Source organism: Alkalinema pantanalense CENA528 (assembly GCF_050753345.1).
Taxonomy (GTDB): domain Bacteria; phylum Cyanobacteriota; class Cyanobacteriia; order Leptolyngbyales; family Leptolyngbyaceae; genus Alkalinema; species Alkalinema pantanalense.
In genome coordinates this window covers 15,204-34,135 of record NZ_JBLZFX010000064.1, presented here as the reverse complement: position 1 = coordinate 34,135, position 18,932 = coordinate 15,204, and the positions used below count along the sequence as shown (strand labels likewise).

Below are 18,932 nucleotides of genomic sequence, written 5' to 3'. Positions count from 1 at the left end.
GTCGCATTCGGGGCTATTTATCCACCTTGCGCAAGCAGAATATCAATCTTTTAGACGCTCTCGTTGGATTGTTCTCGGGCAATCCTGTGTCGCTTAAACCACAGCCTGAGTAGTTACCAGTAAATAAAGATTGGCTGTTCCATTCGATCGGATTAATCCATCAATATTAGATGCTGTGCCACCCGTTACCCGTGCAAAGATATTTTGAACCGTTAAAGCATTATTAAAATTTGCCGATCCTCCCGTTGGGACGGAGAACTGACTAAAGCTATGAAAGAGATTGCCGCCAATCAGATTGCCATTATTAATCGTGAAATTGTTGCCACTTTGGGAAACTTGGGTAGACAGTGACCCGTCTGGAATGACTTGGGCGTTGACAGATATTCCAGTTGCACTATGAATGCAAACTGTTGCTAACAATGCATACACTACACGATGATTCATAGTTGCTGACCTGTTACAGTTGGTGGCGAAAGATACTACAAGACACAGCCTTACTGTTCCCCGTTGAACAATTCGCCCAACGCTGTCACCCGTGACTCATGCATTTGGCTGAGATAGCCAGGTAAATTTCAGCCATTTTGCGGATTATCAAGCGCACTAACAGGATGATGTCGTGCAGTACGGAGCCTCTTCAATCCCCTATCTATGAGTCCAGTTGAGCAGGAATTTTGATGACGAATTCTGTTGCAAAGTCGCTATCTATATCGGATTGTGATTGATAGGTCAGACTGCCGCGATGCTTTTCTACTACGATTTCGTGGGCAACAGAAAGTCCGATTCCCAAGCCTTGACCCACGGCCTTAGTGGTAAAAAAGGGATGAAACAGTGCCGCTTGAGCTGCTTCACTAATGCCCAATCCGTTATCAGCAATTCGAATGACAATCGTGTTTGGAGTTTCTATCGTTGTATGGATAGCAATTCTGGGTTGAAAAGTAGTTGTGGGATTGCTTGTTAGCTTTTGTTCTAAGGTGTCGATCGCATTATTCAGCAGATTTAAAAAAACCTGATTCATTTGGCGAGCATAACAGGTTACCATGGGTAGCTGGCCATAGTGTTTAATAATTTCGATCGGACTTCCCTCTTCCCGTTGTAGACGGTGTTGCAGTAACAAGAGGGTACTATCAATCCCTTCATGGAGATCCGTTGTCTTGATTTCTGATTCATCTAAGCGCGAGAAAATGCGGCAGGCTAGGACGATCGATCGTATCCGCTCGGCACCGTTGCGCATAGAACTGAGCATCTTTTGCAGATCAGGGATCAGAAACGCTAAATCAGCGTCCTCGATCGCGGCTTCCACTTCCGGAGTGGGTGTGGGATAGGCGGCTTGATAGGCTTGTATGACTTTGAGTAAATCCTCAACATACTGCTGGGTGGGACTCAAGTTTGCTGCAATAAAGTTAATGGGGTTATTAATTTCATGGGCAATCCCCGCAACTAACTGCCCGAGGCCCACCATTTTCTCCCGCTGAATCAGTTGGGCTTGGGTTTGCTGGAGATGGGTCAACGCCTGTTGTAAGCTATCGTTTTGAACTTTTAACTGTTGGTTGAGGTTACAAATGGTCAGTTGGGTTTGAATCCGAGCCATGACCTCTGCAAATTGAAACGGTTTAGTAATATAGTCTACGCCACCCACTTCAAATGCCTTTACTTTATCGGCAGTACTATCCAAGGCACTTAAGAAAATGATGGGAACGGAAGCCGTGGTGGGATCTTGTTTCAACTGCTGGCATACTTCGAAGCCATCCATATCTGGCATCGTAATATCCAGCAAAATTAAATCAGGCGGTAAGCTACGGGCAGCAGTAAGTGCCATGGGGCCGTTTAAGGCTTTACGAACGCTAAATCCTTGTTCAGTTAATAGCGCAGATAAAAACCGAATATTATCTGGCGTATCATCGACGACTAGGATGTCTGCTCGGGAAGTGATTGATTGAGAATCCATGATAGTGACTGGGAAGATGACAAAAATTTTGGAAATTAGTGATGCAATGGGTAAGGGCGCACCCAGTCAGTTGTCTAAGGCCCCAGTCTGAGGGGACGGACTAATGGATCGTTCAGTTAATGAACCGTTAAGGCCATCAAGCGATCGAATCTTAAGTTATCCACTAAATCATTCAGGGCTTGGACTAACGCTCCATGGTCGGGGGGAATTTGTGCGATTAACTGACTGATTATCCTATCATTCCCCTGGGCTGCAGCTTGATGCATCTGGCTAATCCACGGCGCTGGCATGATGGCTAAGGTGGAGGTATCTAGGACAAAGTTAGGCTTTTCGGTGGCAGTGGGTTGTGATGTGATGGTTTGCTGTGGGTCGATCGCTTGATAACAATATTTCACCCCTAGATGGTTCGCCATCTTCTGCCAAATTTCCCGCTCTTGAAACGGTTTTCGCACAAAATCATCACATTTCGCTTCTAGAATTTCCTGCCGTTGTTCCTCAAAGGCGCTAGCGGTCAGGGCAATCACCACCGTTGAGGCTCCCTGGGGATCGGTTTTGATGCGGTGAGTGGCCTTGTAACCATTCATCACGGGCATCTGCATATCCATCCAAATCAAGTGGGGCTGCCACGCTTGCCACGCTTCGATCGCCTGTTGGCCATCCACTGCTTCCTGAACTTCAAACCCTACGGATTGGAGTAACTGAACTAGCACTTCGCGATTAGCAGATTCGTCATCCACCACTAAAATTCGATAGCTGGGTTGGTTCGGTGCAAGGCCAATCACCTGTTGGACTACGCTCGATCGTGCTTCTGTGGTCATAAATTCCGCCAACCCTGCCTCGATCGTAAACTGAAAACAACTGCCTGCATTCACCTGACTTTGAACGGTAATTTCCCCCCCCATTAATTGAACAAACTTCTGGCTGATCGGGAGTCCCAACCCTGTCCCTTTGCGAGATTTCAGTCCCGCGTTGGTTTGGCTAAAGGGTTTAAACAACTGGTCAAACTCTTGGGGAGCAATGCCAACTCCCGTGTCTTGAATGGCAAAACTGAGCAGAATGTTTTGGGAGGGTTCCGCAGCAGGAGTTGATCGGACCGTGAGTCGAACCTCGCCCGTTTCCGTGAACTTGATGGCATTGCCCAGCAAATTAATCAAAACCTGACGTAGTTTACTTTCATCAGTTTCTAGATACTGGAGAATGGGCTCAAATTCGATTTTGAGTTTCAATCCCTTGGCTTCTGCGGTAGGCCGTAGCATTTCCTCCACATTGTCCAAGAGGCAATCCAAGGCGAATTGATTCGATGTGAGGGTCATGCGTCCCGCTTCGATTTTCGACATGTCCAAAATGTCATTAATCAGCGATAACAGATGCTCCCCACTGCGATTAATCGTCCCGATTTGCTTTTGGTGTTCGATCGAGAGAGAACGATCCCGTTGCATCAGTTGCGTAAAGCCGAGAATGGCATTCAGCGGTGTGCGTAGTTCATGGCTCATATTCGCGAGGAATTCGCTTTTAGCACGGTTGGCGGCATCTGCGGCTTCCTTCGCTAGTTTGAGAGCACTGGATTGCGCCTGGGTACGCGCCAGGAGTTCGGCTTGCTGTACCGCGACGCCTAACTGACTCCCGACTTGGCTCATCATTTGGATTTCGGCAGTCTCCCACTGGCGGGGGGCGGAGTTCTGATAGGCCGCCAGCAGCCCCCACAGTTGATTTCCCAGCATAATCGGCACAATCAAATACGATCGGGCTTGCAATTGTTCCAGCAGTTGCAGATAACAGTCGTCAAAGCCCGCTTGATAGATATCCGGCGCACAGCGATAGGGAATGCCTTGACGGTAGACCCCCCCTTGGGTTTCCTTGAGATAGGTGTCTTCAAGCAAGTTAGCGGAACTGCTGAGATCCTTGGCTTTGCAATTGGGCTGGCTAATGGCACTGGTGGAAAATTCCGGATTATAGGCAGTGGTTTTGAAGGGTGCCCAACCCGTAGCAACAGATTCCGCAACCATTTCACCGCTCCAGTCGGGGTTAAACCGATAAACTAAGACCCGATCGCAATGGATGGCGTGGCGTAGTTCCTGGGTGGTTGAAGTGAAAATGGTCTCTAGATCCAAAGTTTGGCGCATTTGCTGAATCACGCGGGAGGTGGCCTTTTCCCGCTCGGCAGTTTGGCGTAACGTCATTTCTGCCCGTTTGCGATCGCTGATATCTGTGTGGGAACCCGTCATCCGGATGGGTTTCCCTTCGTAATCCCACAGGGCTTGACCGCGGGCTAAGATCCATTTGTAGGAACCATCTTTACAGCGCATCCGAAATTCGTGGGCATAGAACGGTGTTTTTTGGGCTAGATGGTCTTGTACCGCTTGATGGACGCGATCGAAGTCCTCTGGATGGACTCGTTTTGTCCATTCCTCTAGCTGGTTAGGAATTTCGGTATCTTCATGGCCCAACATCTGTTTCCAACTCGGTGAAAAGAAAACTTGATTAGCTTGAATATTCCAATCCCAAATGCCATCATTGCTGCCCCGTGCCGCTAGTTGCCAGCGTTCTTCACTGGCCCTCAAGGCGGCTTCAGCGGTAGTGCGTTCCTGGATTTCTTTTTCCAAGGCTACATTGACAGCCACCAATTCTGCTGTCCGTTCCTGGACGCGCATTTCCAATTCATCGTAGGCTTGGCGCAGCGCAGATTCGGCCCGTTGCCGTTGGAGTTCGATCGCGGCTCGGGCGGCAAACACCGTCATAATGGCTTTGGCGTTTTCTTCCTGGGACAAAGGGCGATCGTGGGTGACGCAAAGAACCCCAATTACAGTCTGTTCGCCATCCAAGAGGGGGACGCCCAGATAGCAGACGGCTTCCATGGTTTTGAGGGAGGGTTCTTCAGGAAAGTGGGTCGTTACCGCCTCGGGGTAATAGGTCAGACTGGCTTGTTCCACGACTCTGTGGCAGGGTGTACCGACCATTGCGTATTCCTGGTTGTCCACAATGCGATCGTCGGACCAAAAGGCTAAGGTGCGTAAGTGATCGGAACGATCGCCCACCCGTTCCGAAACAAAGGCATGGCGGACGTTCAGCGCGGTTGCTAAGGTTTCCACCAAGGCCGGAAAAAAGGCTTCTCCTGTGACGGAGGCTGTCCCTGCCACAATATTTTTCAAAGTTTGTTCAGCTTGCTGCCGTTCTTCGCGGGCGGCTTCACTGACGGCAATTTGTTGCTCAAGTTGCTGATTGATGGCTTCTAGCTGTTCCGGCGTTCGCAGTGCAAGAAATTTCGGCAGCAGTTCACTCATCGCCAAAGCTGTGTAGCAGGAAACCAGTGCAGTTAGCGCTTTTTCAATACCCGATAGCCAATAGGCGGGATGCCACAGCGTCCAAATCTCCAGCAAATGTCCGGTACCACAGAGAATAATAAAGGCTCCGAATAATCCAAATACTCTGGAAAAGGGAATGTCGCTCCGCTTGTAGACAAAGTAGATCAGCATCGCTGGGATGGAGAAATAGGCGATCGCGATCAACAGATCGCTGACCACATGGAGAGCAACCAAGGGCGTCTGCCAAAGATAGCAATGTCCATGGGGCATGTAGGTATCCGGGGCAATCAGAGTTTGGAGTAGTTCCCACATTTGGCTCATTGGCGGTATCTGGATAGTGATGGAAAGGACTGTAACGATCGTGAGTTTCCTTCACAAAAGTATAAGAAATCCTCTCGTAAACGGCCACCGTTGATACACTCAGACCCCGTTGATACATCCCCGATCCATCGGTTCCAGTGGGACTGATCGGCTCCTCTGAACCGTCGTTGCACTGCTAACTAGATGAGCACCGCTAGGTAGATGACTGATGCCTAGACAACTGATCAGGACTAGTGCCGTTGAAGGCCCAATAATTCTTGGAGTTCTGCTAATAACTTAACTGTTACAGAAGTAATTTGTTTTTCAGGATTTATCTCGATCGTCCAGCCCACATTGACAGTGAAAAAACTGGTTTTGACAATGCCCATTAGCTTGTAACGCGGGTCATTATCTGGGCTGGTTTCTAGGATGCCCGATCGGGGGAAAGCCGTCATCCCCTGGGCTTCTGCTTCCAGATATTGCTCAATGGCTTCTCTGCCACAAATACCGGATTCGAAGGGTGCGTAGAGGCATCCGTCCGGGGCGAAGAGTTCAGAGACGCCTTGGAAGTCCCCTTGATTCAAACGGTTGAAGTAACTGTAAATGACTGGCTCTTGAATGCCTGTGATCTTGAGGTCGATCGTGTGGTTAGGGGATACAGAAGAAAGTGTCATAGGGGTTAAAGGTAAAAACGATGGGAGTTAATGGAAATCTGGCGTAAACCGGAGGGAGATGGGAAAAGCCGCGATCGTAACCCTTGTTATCTCAGTTAACCGTAGTCAAAAAGGGTTGTAGTCTCCCTTTTGAAAGCTGTCGAGATTGTTTCAATGTCTTTCTAAAGTTGGTCGAGTAATTCTGCCTACCTGACCTAGTGTATAGAAGACAACGCTTGTCCAGTTACTTAGAGAAAATCATGACAGCCATTAATCCCGCTAACCCTACGGTTCATCCTGAATTAGTTACTAGCTTTGAAGCTTTGTCCACGGATCAAAAGCTTGCACTACTTTGGTACATCTATACAGAACTAGGTAAGTCTATTACGCCAGCGGCACCAGGGGCCAGTACCGCTTCTCCTGCGTTGGCGGAAGGACTGTTCCAACAAGTTCTAGAAATGAGTCAGGAGGAACAGCTTCAGATTCAACGGGATATTATTGAAAAGAAAAATGTACCTGTTAGTCGTGAATATGGTTCCTTGAGCCACAGTACTAAATTGCTATTTTGGTATTTGTTAGCGCAAGGAATGGAGCGTTCTGAAGTGATTCCGATGCCTGAAGATTATCAATTGGAGGGACAAGCAAGCCAATGTCTCACCCAGTTGCAAGCATTAGAGTACTCTGAGCAAATTACAGTTTTGCGCGAGTTTGTGGCACCGATGGGGAATGAATCGACTGAGGTATAGTAGCGAATTAATTTATTAACGCTACAGATCAGAGCTTCCTAACTTCTGTGCTACAAGCCGCTGCTCTATCAAACAAGGGGAATTGAGTTTTTGAAGTTCCCCACTTCTGTGCTACAAGCCGCTGCTCTATCAAACAAGGGGAATTGAGTTTTTGAAGTTCCCCACTTCTGTGCTACAAGCCGCTGCTCTATCAAACAAGGGGAATTGAGTTTTTGAAGTTCCCCTTTTTCTCGGCGTAGCCTCTGCATAGCAAGTAGGAAGAGACGGGGGATTGTTATAGGTTGCAATCACAAGTCAATTTGGTATGACATCAATAGATTTTCTAACTTGTCTATCCCAATTTTACCCACCATTCATCGATCCAATCTGGTAAGGATATTTATGCTATTGCAAAGAAAAGAAGACGGGGTTCTTGTTAAGGTTGTAGAGATTAATGACATGATTAATCCAATCCAGCCGCAAGTCATGATTCGGGTACAAGCTGGAGAAGAGGAACAAGATGCGGAAATGATGGAGAAATGTGATTTAACTTTCCCATCAGGAGAAAACCTACCAATTTGTTGGACGAATCCAGATTACCGTAAGCAGTAATGACGAACTGACTTATCTTGCTTCCCCCACCAGCGTAAAGGCGGCCCAATAAATCGGATCAGGATGACGCTGTCTAGTTATTAACATTGCCTGTCTCAATGCCTGCGCTTTATCGGGTTGCTGCTTGAGTTGACGGTAAAACTCTTGCATGAACTCGCTGGTGGATTGGTCATTCACGGCCCATAACGAAACGACTACGCTGGGTGCCCCCGCCGCAATGAACGATCGCGACAATCCTACTACACCATCTCCAGTAATGTCACCCCGCCCGGTATCGCAGGCACTCAGAACAACGAGATCCGCATTCAGTTTTAAGTTAAAAATTTCCGCTGCACTCAAGAAGCCGTTATCTTGGCCACTGGGCGTCAGAGCGATCGCGCCGGGAATGTCGCCTTGGACGGGATCGAGTAAACCATGGGTTGCGAAATGCAGTAACCGCGCCGAAGGCATTTGCTGTAACACGGCGGCTTTGGTGGCTTGAGCTCCGATGAGCGGTGGGGTGTTGAGTTGTTGGCCGATGGCGATCGCTTCTTCACGGGCAGCAGATAAGGGTGTCAGCGGTTCGCCATTGTAGGTAGGCATGGTGGGGTCGCCAACGATGACTGCGCTACCCTTGTTTTTAGGCCGCTGGGCAAGGGTTTGGGTAAGCGATAGGGTTTGGATAGAGGGTGCAGTGGAGATCGTGTGCCGCTCGATGAGAGGACGGCCTTGGTTATCGGGAAGGGCGGCAAAAGGGACTAGGAAGAGTTCACCCTGGGGCAGGAAAATCACCCGTTGGTTGGGGTCGCTGGGTAAATCTTGAGCGATCGGGGCAATGAGGAATTGGTAGAGTTGGTCGAGGGAAGCACCATTGCCAGAAGGCACGGGTTGCTGGGCAATTTTGACGCCTGCCCGTCCGCGCATGCCCAGATTGAACCGACTTTCACTGACTAACTCCGCCAGTGATTGGGACAGATCACGCTGGGTCGATCGAAAAATCACTTCACCCGTTGGCTTAATCACCCAAATATAGAGTTGCTCACCACCTACGATCGAATACTGAACCAGTGTTGCATTTTGTGTTTTTGCAATTTGGCGAATTTGATTAATTTTTGGAGCTTGTGCTAAGGATTGCAGAACAGTGTCAGATTGAGCTTGATGGCGCGCAGTCAGTAACTCAACAAATGCCCGAGCACGTCCCCGTTCAGCGGCTTCGAGTGCCACTTCTGGGCGATTTTGACGAATTGATACTTCCTGGAAAAGTTGGTAAATCCGAGATTGACTTTCAATTAAGGTAATTTTATTACTGTCGTTCAAGCCCAGTCGCAACTTATCTAAAATGGGTAGTGCCGCCTGAATCGTAGCTTCCGCTTTCGATAGCTGGTCGGTTCGCAAATAGGCTTCACTTAAACCCGTCAACGCTAGTCCCTGCAACGGTTGATTATTAATTTGAGTCGCAATTTTGAATCCCTGTTGCCCAAGATGCAAAGCTTCAGGCCAATTTTTTAGAGCAGCTTGGGTATAGGCAAGGTTAATAAGCATCCGAGCTTCCACTGCCGATACTTGGAATTGCCGAGCCAGTTGGAGACTTTTTTCATAGAACCGAAGAGCCTCTTTATAGTTTTTCTGTGAAGCCGCTAGAGAGCCTAAGTTGCCGAGAGCCGTCATTTCACCGACGGGATTATTTAATTTTTGATAGCGTTCAAGGGCTTGCTGCTGGAATTGCATAGCCTGCTCGTAGTTACCAATTCGACGAAATAATGAACCTAGGTTGCTAAAAATAGTTGCTTCCAAAGAAGGTAAGTTCGCTTGCTGCGCGATCGCTAACCCTTCCCGAAAGTAAGTCTCTGCTTTGCGATCGTTCCCCAATGCCACATAGAGATTCCCTAAATCATTCAGGGTTACAACTTCGCTCCTCTGGTCTTTCAGTGCTCGATTCAATTGCAAGCCTTGTAACTGCATGGCTAGAGCTTGCTCATATTGGCCTAGGAAGCTGTAATTCTGAGCTAAGTCCCCTAAAATTATTGCTTCCAATTGGCGCATTTGATGCTTTCGGGAAATCGTTAGTGCCTCCTGATAGTAGCTAGTTGCGCGATCGTACTGTCCCAATGCAGTGTAGGTATTTGCGATTCCACCGATCGCCAGACATTCCCCTTGAAAATTATCACTTTTCCGTGAAAGTTGAACAGCCTGCTCAAACAGCGTAATTGCATCCTTGAATTGCCCTGCCTTCAATTTTTGGGCAGCATCTTGAATCAGTCCCATCACCCCAAAACTATTACCCAAGGGGGGCGGCATCGTTTGTGCAACGGTTCCTGTGGCGAGTAGGGGACTGATCGAATTAAGGATTCCGATCGTGGTTAATAGAACTCCCAAAACCATGTGTTGAAAATTGATAGATCGTCTACCCACCCGTTTTTCAGTCATTTGTTTTTTTATCCTGTCTGCTGCAGTCATTTGTTTATCAATGTCAAGATTATCAATCGATCGAATATCTACTTTGCTTCACCCACCAGTGTAAAGGCTGCCCAATGACTTGGATCAGGATGACGCTGTTTGGTCGCTAGCATGGCTTGTCTTAGTGCCTGAGCTTTATCGGGTTGCTGCTTGAGTTGACGGTAAAACTCTTGCATGAACTCGCTGGTGGATTGGTCATTCACGGCCCATAACGAAACGACTACGCTGGGTGCACCCGCCGCAATGAACGATCGGGATAATCCCACTACACCATCGCCTGTAATTTCCCCCCGCCCGGTATCGCAGGCACTCAGGACAACTAAATCCGCATTGAGTTTCAAATTAAAAATTTCTGCTGCACTCAAGAAGCCGTTATCTTGGCCACTGGGCGTCAGTGCGATCGCGCCGGGAATGTCGCCTTGGACGGGATCGAGTAGGCCATGGGTTGCGAAATGCAGTAACCGCGCCGAAGGCATTTGCTGTAACACGGTGGCTTTGGTGGCTTGAGCTCCGATGAGCGGTGGGGTGTTGAGTTGTTGGCCGATAGCGATCGCTTCTTGGCGGGCAGCGGGCAAAGATTGCAGTAACTCGCCTTTATAGGGTGGCATAATCGGATCACCCACAATGACTGCGCTACCCTTGGTTTTAGGCCGTTGGGCGAGGGTTTGGGTAAGCGATAGGCTTTGAATGGATGGAGCAGTGGAAAGGGTGTGATGCTCGATCAGAGGACGTCCTTGGGCGTCGGGTAAGGCGGCAAAGGGCACGAGGAAGAGTTCACCCTGGGGTAGGAAAATCACCCGTTGGTTGGGGTCGCTGGGTAAGTCTTGAGCGATCGGGGCAATGAGGAATTGGTAGAGTTGCGCCAGGGGATCTGTGTGGAAAGATGGGGTCGATTGCTGGGAGATCTTAATGCCTGCCCGTCCACGTACTCCTAAATCACTGCGACTATTGCTGACTAATTGTGTCAATGGCTGAGACGAATCAAGCTGGGTCGATCGAAAAATCACTTCACCTGTGGGTTTAATCACCCAAATATAGAGTTGATTATCATAGGCGATCGAATACTGAACCAACGTTGCATTTTGCGTTTTAGCGATTTGGCGAATGGCGTCAATATTTGGGGCTTGAATGGTTTTTTGCAGATCTGCTAAAGATTGATTGCTAAACCGAGAAGCCAGCAATTCTACTAATGCCCGCGCCCGTCCTCTTTCTGCAATTTCTAAGGCTGCTTCCGGTTGTTTTTGAGCAATTAGGACTTGCTGGAGAAGCCTATAGGCATTTTTCTGGGTATCAGCAATGGAGATTTTATTCCGATCGGTCAGTCCGGTGCGAAGAGATTCTTGAACGGCAATAGCAGTCTGTAAAGTTGATTCTGCTTCTGCCAATCGGTTCAGCTTCAGTAACATCAGACCCAAGTTATTGAGAGATTGGCTTTCCCCCAGTCGGTCTTGGATTTCCCGTGCAATGGCTAAACTTTGTTCATGATATTCAATGGCTTTGGGATAGTTGCCCAACACATTATATGCCAATCCCAGGTTGCCTAGAGAGCTACCTTCTCCTTGTCGGTCTTGGATTTCCCGTGCAATGGCTAAACTTTGTTCATGATATTCAATGGTTTTGGGATAGTTACCCAGCGCATAATAAGTGAGTCCCAGATTACCCAAAGCGTTGCCTTCTCCCAGTCGGTTTTTGATTTCCCGTGCAATGGCTAAACTTTGTTCATGATATGCAATCGCTTTGGGATAGTTGCCCAGCGCATCATAAGCTAGGCCCAGGTTGCCTAGAGAGCTGCCTTCTCCCGGTCGGTCTTGGATTTCCTGCTTAATGGCTAAACTTTGTTCATAATATGTAATGGCTTTGGGATAGTTCCCTAGTACATAATATGCACTTCCCAGATTCCCCAAAGATTGACCTTCCCCCAGTCGGTCTCGGATTTCTTGCTTAATGGCTAAACTTTGTTCATGATATTCAATGGCTTTGGAATAATTGCCCAGCGCATCGTAAACCAGGCCCAGATTGCCCAGAGAGTTACTTTCTCCTAGCCGGTCTTGGAGTTCTCGCTTAATGGCTAAACTTTGTTCGTGATATTGAATGGCTTTGGGATAGTGACCCAGTGCATCGTAAATTAGTCCCAGATTGCCCAAAGACTGGCTTTCTCCCCGTCGGTCTGCAATTGTCTGTGCAATAGCTAAATGTTGTTCATGATATTGAATGGCTTTGGAATAATTGCCCAACGCATAATAAGTATTCCCTAAGTTGCCCAGAGAGCTGCCTTCTCCCTGTCGATCTGCGATTTCCCGTGCAATGGCTAAACTTTGTTCATGATATTCAATGGCTTTGGGATAGTTGCCCAGCGCATCATAAGCTAGGCCCAGGTTGCCTAGAGAGTTACCTTCTCCCAGTCGGTCTTTGAGTGCCCGCTTGATGGCTAAACTTTGTTCATAATATGTAATGGCTTTGGGATAGTTGCCCAACGCATCGTAAACCAGTCCCAGATTGCCTAAAGATTTTCCTTCTCCCAGTCGGTCTTCAATTTCCTTGGCAATCACTAAACTTTGGTTATGATATTCGATCGCTTTAGAATAGTTGCCCAACACATCATAAACCAGTCCCAGATTGCCCAAAGAGTTTCCTTCTCCTTTTCGATCGTTGATCGATCGATAAAGCGTTAGTGCCTGTTGCCAGGATTGTAATGCGGCTTCAAATTGACTGGTTTGATATTGCTGAATACCTTGCTGGAGTAATCGTTCAGCTTCTGCTTTTTGTGCAGCAGGATTCGTTTGCGCGATCGCGACAGGTACAGGCCCGATCGCAACACCAGGCACGATCGTGGTCAACAGTATCCCTAAGATAACTCCTTGAGTATTATTTGCTAACTTTCTAACCATCAATCCTTAATCCTCAATCCTTTCCAGAACTCTTGATAATTGGCTGATCTGCTAACGATTCTAGCCCGATCGATTGCAATAAGCGTTTCCAATCTTCTGTGAGTGATGTTGCTTGAGGATTTGCCAGACGAAGTTCCGCCAGTGAATTAAGCGCATCAAACCAGATTCCATTTTGGATATACAACGCTGTTTGTTGCTGGGGCGTCGCTTGCTTTAACTGCGTTGCTAGGGATTGACTGGGAGTGATACGTTGCACCCATCCATTAATTTGCTCCTTCACCATTGGAGATGGCGTTCCCGGTTGGCTTGACTGGCATTGCAGACGCGCTTTGAAATACCACTGGTACAACTTACCTGCTTCCAGCCCCGGCACCTGATCCGGCAAACGAATGCTGATAATACCCGGAGAGACAGGCGGAACCACCGCAGAGCGGTAGATATCCTGAGCCGGACTAGACTGATCCTGCAACACAAACTCCAGCGATACCACATCCGCAGCAGCATAGGGCACATAAAACCACAACGTAGGCCGTTCTGCGATCGTCGTGCCCCAGACCTTCGTAATTTCTCCCTCAGCAGGCAGAGCTTGATGATATTCCGGTACCAGCGCCATCAGCGTTTGACTGCCTACACCACAGCCTCGGCCTGCTCCCCCACCTCGGTTTCCCGGCGCATCCCGATCGGGCGGGGGTGGTGGCGGTGTAAAGACATTGATCGGACTGGGGCCAGGATTAGAGACTGGAGGATGTTCCCATCGTCCGGCTCCGCCTCCCCGACGGCCTGGAGAATCCCGATCGGGCGGCGGCGGTGGCGGCGTAAAGGCGATCGTTTGTCCCAGCGGCACAGCCTGGAGAGTCCCCCCAAGGGACTGCGCCTGCACTGCCCCCGTCCCTAATAGAGCGCATAACGGCAGCAGACCGATCGCGCGGGGAATCATGACGCGCTGTAGGCTGCGGGGGCGATGCATTGCTGGGGGCTGTCTGGTCATTGGGATACCCTCCTCCTGGTTTCATGGCTGCTGGGTTCGCGGGGTCAAAGTTTGTCTCGTACTTCCTTCCACCGATCGCACGCCCATTCCGCCCATTATCACTCCCAATACCTCCGGTACGAGGGGAACCCATGCACCCAGTTGCAGAAATAATATCCAACAACTGCCCAGCAACAGCGCGATCGTCGCCACCAATGCCAAACCCAGAAAAGTCGGCTGACGAATGAACCTCGCCAAAGTTCCGCCCCACAACACCCCACTCACAATCCACAGACATTCTAACCACAGCGGCCAAGCCCAAATTAACGGTCGCCCGTCCAACGCCGCACTCACCAGTTGACTGGTCATCTGCGCCTGCAACACCACCCCCGGCAAAGACTGTTGCTCTCCTCGCGGATTGCGATAGGGCGTGAGCCAATAATCATGGGTGCCTTCCGCGATTGTGCCAATCAAGACAATCCGATCGCGAATTGCCGCTGGGTTCACTTCCCCCCGTAGGACTTGCCCCAGCGTCACCTGACGAATGCCGCCCTGGGGCGATCGGGCTGCACGGTAGTTCAACAGAATTTGATAACCGCGATCGTCGAGATTTTGATAGCCCCCGATCGGCCCTTTGATGGGATGGAATTTCAGGGAGCCTAACTGCCAAGTCTCAGGATTGGGAAAGCTGAGGGAAATACCTTGGGTATCCAAATAGCGCAGGGCGAGTTGCACGCTGAGGGCATAGGGAGCCACACAGCGGGAAGACGGTGTAGGCGTCATACTCAACAAATGGCGGCGCACCACTTGATCGGCATCCAACACCAAATCGCTAAACCCAATCTGGTCAGCGGGAAGTTCCGGCGGCGGCGCGACTCCACTTTCCTGCTGTTCTGCCTCTCCCACCTTGCACACCCCCACCCAGCGATCGGTCTGCCGCAATTGTTTCGCTAAGGCGGAATATTGAGGACTGACAGCAAAATCTCGATAGAGATCTAAACCCACGACTCTCGGTTGATAGGTATTCAGCCGTTGCAACAGTTGTGCGAGGGTGGCATCGGACAGGGAACCGCGTCGATCGCGGGGGGCCTGCGCCTGCACGTCTTCATCGGTAATCAGAATGACGAGTAAACGCGGATCGGGAGATTGATTGGTATGCAGTTGAATCAACTGATCCAAGGCCGCAATCTCCAATGGTTGTAGCCATCCCAATTGCCGAACTCCGAGAATGGTTGCAGCAACGATTAAAGGGGCTAAGCAGAAACGCCAGCCTGCTAAAATTTGGGACTGACGGTTCGGCCACTGAAGCCACGATCGACGATCTATGGGAGATAGACTGAGAGAATGCTGCGGTAAATCTGCTAGGGATTGCCGGGGAGTTTGCTGTAATGCCTGCCAGGTGAGGGAAACCGCCGTGGGGTTTTGATAAATCATCGGCAGCCAACTGGCACAGGGATACTGCCCTTCCAAGCCCTGGAGCCGTTCCCGTGCCTCCCGTACCGCTAGATATAATGATTTGCCCTGGGAAAACGCCGTCAGAAAGAATTTCACAAACTCCTGGGCCACGGTATCGGGGACGGGTTCGCGCAGGACGATCAATTGCGGCAGATGCAAGGCATCCAACTCGTAGGCCAATCCCAACCCATCACAGGAATTAAAAATCGCCAGTTGCAAACCATTGGCGATCGCGCTGCGTAATCCGTACTTTAATTCTTCGATCGTTAGGCTTTCCTGGGGATTGAGGTAAATGCGCCCTTGATCATTCTCCGTTTGGCTATGCCCTGCAAAAAAGAGGATATCCCAGGGCTGGCTCCACAGAGATTCCGTAATCTGTTGCCGCGAGGGTTCCACGAGGCAGGTGACTGCGGTATCGGGCAGATCGTGCAAAAATTGCTGTTCCGCAGTGGTATCCAAGCCCCGCCGATCGCCCAACAGCGTCAGAATGTTAACCGGAGCCGGAGCCGAAGCGGGGGAAGCTTCAACACGTCCCGGCATCGCACTGATCGCCAGTTCCGCCTGGGAATACCGCTCAAAAAAGTCCCAGAGATGCCAGGGTAGCCAATGCAATCGCCGATCGGTCGATCGCAATAACACTTGCACCGAGTCGTGAAGGTTTAAGGATTCGCGCAACTGTCGATCGATCGGGTGGAAAGTGGGAGAGGCCAACCATTGTTGCATCTGGGTTTGCAGCGCCTGAGCCGCCCGCCGACAGTCCTCCAAGGGATTTAGACGCCCCATGCGTACCGTAATTTGCTGCAAGGTAATGCGCGTTGGATAGGCTCCTTGACGGTAGATCGATCGCCAATGCTCTAAGCTATCCAGCAATGCCATGGCCGCTGGGAGAGAGCCGCTGGCTTCCACCTCCGGTAGCCGATTGAGGTCTCCAACCTCCAGGGTGGCTTGGAATCCTTGCTCCAGGTTTCCCTCTAATCGTAGAACCACCCGCTTTGCCATGACTGCTTTACCCTATCCGTTCTACACCTCAAACCGCTCGACTTGGCACTGTTCGCCAGCAATCACCTCCACTTGAAATTGTTCGCCCGCCTCCGCTGTAAATTGCAACTGAATCGTTTCCGTCACCGTGGCCCGAGCCTGCCCAATTTCGCGCCCCGTACCATCTAGTAATCTAACCTGAACCGCCTCCGGTAGGCACGCATGATCTCCCGTGGGACAGATCTGAAGTTCAATGGCCGTGAGGGCTGTATCTAAGGGTGAGAGGCTCAGCACGAGGGCGATCGCAGCCTCGCCGGGGGCATGGCCCAACTCCAGCACTTTGACGCGACTGATGGCCCCAGAGGATTGCGCGGGATCGCTCCTCCAGGCTGTGGCCCACTGTTGCGGAACCAGAACCGCATCGATCGCCTGCCACAGATCCGAAAATTGGCCTTGTCCCCAATCCCGCAAATGTATGACGGGGCTAGTTTGCTGTGAAGAGATTTGTAGTGATTGCTGTGATTCCTGAGTTACTTGTGATTGTGCTGGTAAATTATTCTGGAAAGCAATTTGTGACCCTTGTTGCAGATGTTGTTGTAAACGTTGCTGAAATAGCTGTTGTTGTGTTGTTAGTGATTGCAAGAGTGGCCCCCAACTGGTAAACGGCACAGCAAGTCGAGGAAAGGCAATGTCTGGATTTCCTAAATTGATAATCAGCGTTTCTAGTTGCGTTGGAGACAGTTCAGGCAGTGCAGCTACCTCAGTACGGGTTTGCGCCGTGGGACAGAGTTGCACCGTCAGCCACAGGACGTTTAAATCCTGAGTCAACCGTTCCGCTGGGAGGGAATAGGTTCGATCGCGGGGATCATAGGTGGCGATCGACTTCAACTCTTTATGGGTTGCATAGCCCCAAACCCGCAGCCAGCCCTGCTCCGGTTGCACCTGCACCGCAAGATAGTAATCCCCTGCCCAACTGGGAATGTCCACCCATTCCTGGGGCACCTCTAACTCACTCGCATCGATCGCCTCGCTGGGCAGCAAAATCACCCGCGTCGCCCCGATCGTCACCGCCGATCCATTGACAAACTCCCAGAGCGCAGGCCAATCGGCCTCGGGCAGCCCAGGACTGACCTCGGGCTGCTCCTCCCGTAACCAAGCCACCGTTCGCTGTAAACAAAGGCCATTTAAATAGGCACGATGTTGGCTATTGGGCGTGCAACTTCGATCGGCCCCTAGCTGACTTTGGTGCGCTACTTCCGCACACCAACCGGGCGCAAGTTCCAGCCACCATTCCTTAGGATCGGCAAACTCAATCATGACACTCTCTCCTTACCCGCAGTGGGACTGCTAGAGACAGGATTGGGTCTACCGTAGTAAACGCCCAGCCATTCTTCTAAAGCAGCACTCATGTCTTTTATTAGGTTCGGTGTGGGAGAAATATTCAACTGTTCCTGGCTCCATTCCACCAGTTTGAGCAATAGCGTTTCTCTAGCTTTGGTTAACCGTCGAGACACCGTGGCCTGACTCATTTGCAGTTGCTGCATCATTTGCTTTTGGGTGAGCCCCTGTTGGTAATAGAGCCGTAGGATGTCTTGGGATTGTGGGTCTAGGATGGCTAAACGAGCCGCGATCGCCTGGTGTAGGTGTTCCCGTTGGTGTTGGCGTTCCTGAAGGTCTTCCTGGGCAATCAGCACAGCCAGCGCGGACTCATCTTGGGGATCGGCTAAACTGTCCTGAAAATCAGTCCCCGTTTCCTCTCCCAAAAGCGGACGATTCAAGGATTCCACCGGGGGATAGAGGTAGCTACGAACCCAGTTAGCACATTGGTTGAGCCAGCGTTCCAGGGTTTCCGGTTGGCATTCCGGGGCCGATCGATCGATCGGCAGATCAAGCGGGTTATGCCGTTCCCGGTTGTAGAGTTGGGTGATGGCAATGGCGAGGTGGGGATCTAGGGTGGTGAATTGCTGAATTCCTGACTGGGCTGGGCTGGATTGGGACGGGCTGGATTGGGACGGGCTGGATAAGGCTTGCCCGTAGAGCACATTAAAACACAGCCAAGCAAGGTGATACTGGGCAATTTCCTGTGCGGAGAGTCCCACCCGCTCCAAGGCTTCTAGGAAGCGCTTTTTACTCGTTCTTCGCAGCAATCCCAAATTAGTACACAATGCCACCTCCTGCCGTTGTCGTAAGTAATCCCGCAGCAGACTAGAAAAGGCAAGATGCCCAAAGTTTTTTAGGCTAGTCCCCCGATCGGGATTAAATTGTTTCAAAACGGTCTGTACCTTGGCAATGGCAATTTGGAAATAGTCGGACAGACCATACTGCACCCCAGACGCATTGGCAACTTTCCGCAGGGTTTGGCTCGCGGCCCAGTAGCAGGATTCCTGCAAGTAAGCGGTGAGATGGCCTAGGGGTAAAGGGGCTGGCGTGGGGGCGTTGCCCTGCAACCAGCGTTGATGCCAGTAGAGCGCCCACCCCGCTTCTGAGTGGCAGGCTTCACGCCTTTGGCTAGCCTCCAGGGACTGCTGCATACTCTGCATACTACGGCGCAAGCGCGCATCCGTTGCCCAAGTGGAAAAGCGATCGTCTTCAAACTGGACAAAGGTTGAAAATAACGCAATCAGTTCCTGGCGAAGATGCATAGGGATCGTCTAAGGAAATGCTTTACAAA

The 18,932-nt window shown here is 50.4% G+C and carries 12 protein-coding genes; 2 read left to right on the top strand and 10 right to left on the bottom strand.

Annotation, left to right across the window (positions count from 1 at the left end; genetic code table 11):
* Nucleotides 1-93 precede the first annotated feature (93 nt).
* The 4 genes from ACN4EG_RS18415 to ACN4EG_RS18400 form a co-directional block, all read right to left on the bottom strand.
* Nucleotides 94-444: a two-partner secretion domain-containing protein gene (locus ACN4EG_RS18415; RefSeq protein ID WP_431631594.1), complete on the bottom strand. Its 351-nt coding sequence runs from the start codon at nt 442-444 to the stop codon at nt 94-96.
* Nucleotides 445-646: 202 nt separating this feature from the next.
* Nucleotides 647-1,945 (bottom strand): hybrid sensor histidine kinase/response regulator, encoded by a 1,299-nt coding sequence (locus ACN4EG_RS18410; RefSeq protein ID WP_431631593.1) that lies wholly within the window; start codon nt 1,943-1,945, stop codon nt 647-649.
* A gap of 116 nt (nt 1,946-2,061) precedes the next feature.
* Nucleotides 2,062-5,568, bottom strand: coding sequence for a GAF domain-containing protein (locus tag ACN4EG_RS18405; protein WP_431631592.1), 3,507 nt, complete (start codon nt 5,566-5,568; stop codon nt 2,062-2,064).
* Between the two features lie 230 nt (nt 5,569-5,798).
* Nucleotides 5,799-6,221, bottom strand: a complete 423-nt coding sequence (locus ACN4EG_RS18400; protein WP_431631590.1) for a Cif family virulence factor — start codon at nt 6,219-6,221, stop codon at nt 5,799-5,801.
* 239 nt (nt 6,222-6,460) lie between these two features.
* On the opposite strand from ACN4EG_RS18400, the gene ACN4EG_RS18395 reads away from it, so the two are divergent.
* Nucleotides 6,461-6,946, top strand: coding sequence for an orange carotenoid protein N-terminal domain-containing protein (locus tag ACN4EG_RS18395; protein WP_431631589.1), 486 nt, complete (start codon nt 6,461-6,463; stop codon nt 6,944-6,946).
* A 381-nt stretch (nt 6,947-7,327) separates the two neighbouring features.
* Nucleotides 7,328-7,537 carry an acetyltransferase gene (locus ACN4EG_RS18390; protein ID WP_431631587.1) on the top strand — a complete coding sequence of 70 codons (210 nt, stop codon included), beginning with the start codon at nt 7,328-7,330 and terminating at the stop codon, nt 7,535-7,537.
* A gap of 12 nt (nt 7,538-7,549) precedes the next feature.
* Here the strand turns inward: ACN4EG_RS18390 and ACN4EG_RS18385 are convergent, their stop codons facing one another.
* The 6 genes from ACN4EG_RS18385 to ACN4EG_RS18360 form a co-directional block, all read right to left on the bottom strand.
* Nucleotides 7,550-9,943, bottom strand: coding sequence for a CHAT domain-containing protein (locus ACN4EG_RS18385; RefSeq protein WP_431631585.1), 2,394 nt, complete (start codon nt 9,941-9,943; stop codon nt 7,550-7,552).
* A 68-nt stretch (nt 9,944-10,011) separates the two neighbouring features.
* Entirely contained in the window at nt 10,012-12,861 is a 2,850-nt protein-coding gene (locus ACN4EG_RS18380; protein WP_431631584.1) for a CHAT domain-containing protein, read from the bottom strand.
* 13 nt (nt 12,862-12,874) lie between these two features.
* On the bottom strand, nt 12,875-13,849 hold the full coding sequence (locus tag ACN4EG_RS18375; protein ID WP_431631582.1) for a DUF928 domain-containing protein: 975 nt from the start codon (nt 13,847-13,849) through the stop codon (nt 12,875-12,877).
* 21 nt (nt 13,850-13,870) lie between these two features.
* A complete protein-coding gene (locus tag ACN4EG_RS18370) occupies nt 13,871-16,282 on the bottom strand; it encodes a CHASE2 domain-containing protein (RefSeq protein ID WP_431631580.1) in 2,412 nt (803 codons plus the stop codon).
* 21 nt (nt 16,283-16,303) lie between these two features.
* On the bottom strand, nt 16,304-17,578 hold the full coding sequence (locus ACN4EG_RS18365) for a DUF1822 family protein (protein ID WP_431631579.1): 1,275 nt from the start codon (nt 17,576-17,578) through the stop codon (nt 16,304-16,306).
* Nucleotides 17,575-18,903, bottom strand: coding sequence for a sigma-70 family RNA polymerase sigma factor (locus ACN4EG_RS18360; RefSeq protein WP_431631577.1), 1,329 nt, complete (start codon nt 18,901-18,903; stop codon nt 17,575-17,577). The genes ACN4EG_RS18365 and ACN4EG_RS18360 overlap by 4 nt, the downstream gene beginning before the upstream one ends.
* Nucleotides 18,904-18,932 lie beyond the last annotated feature (29 nt).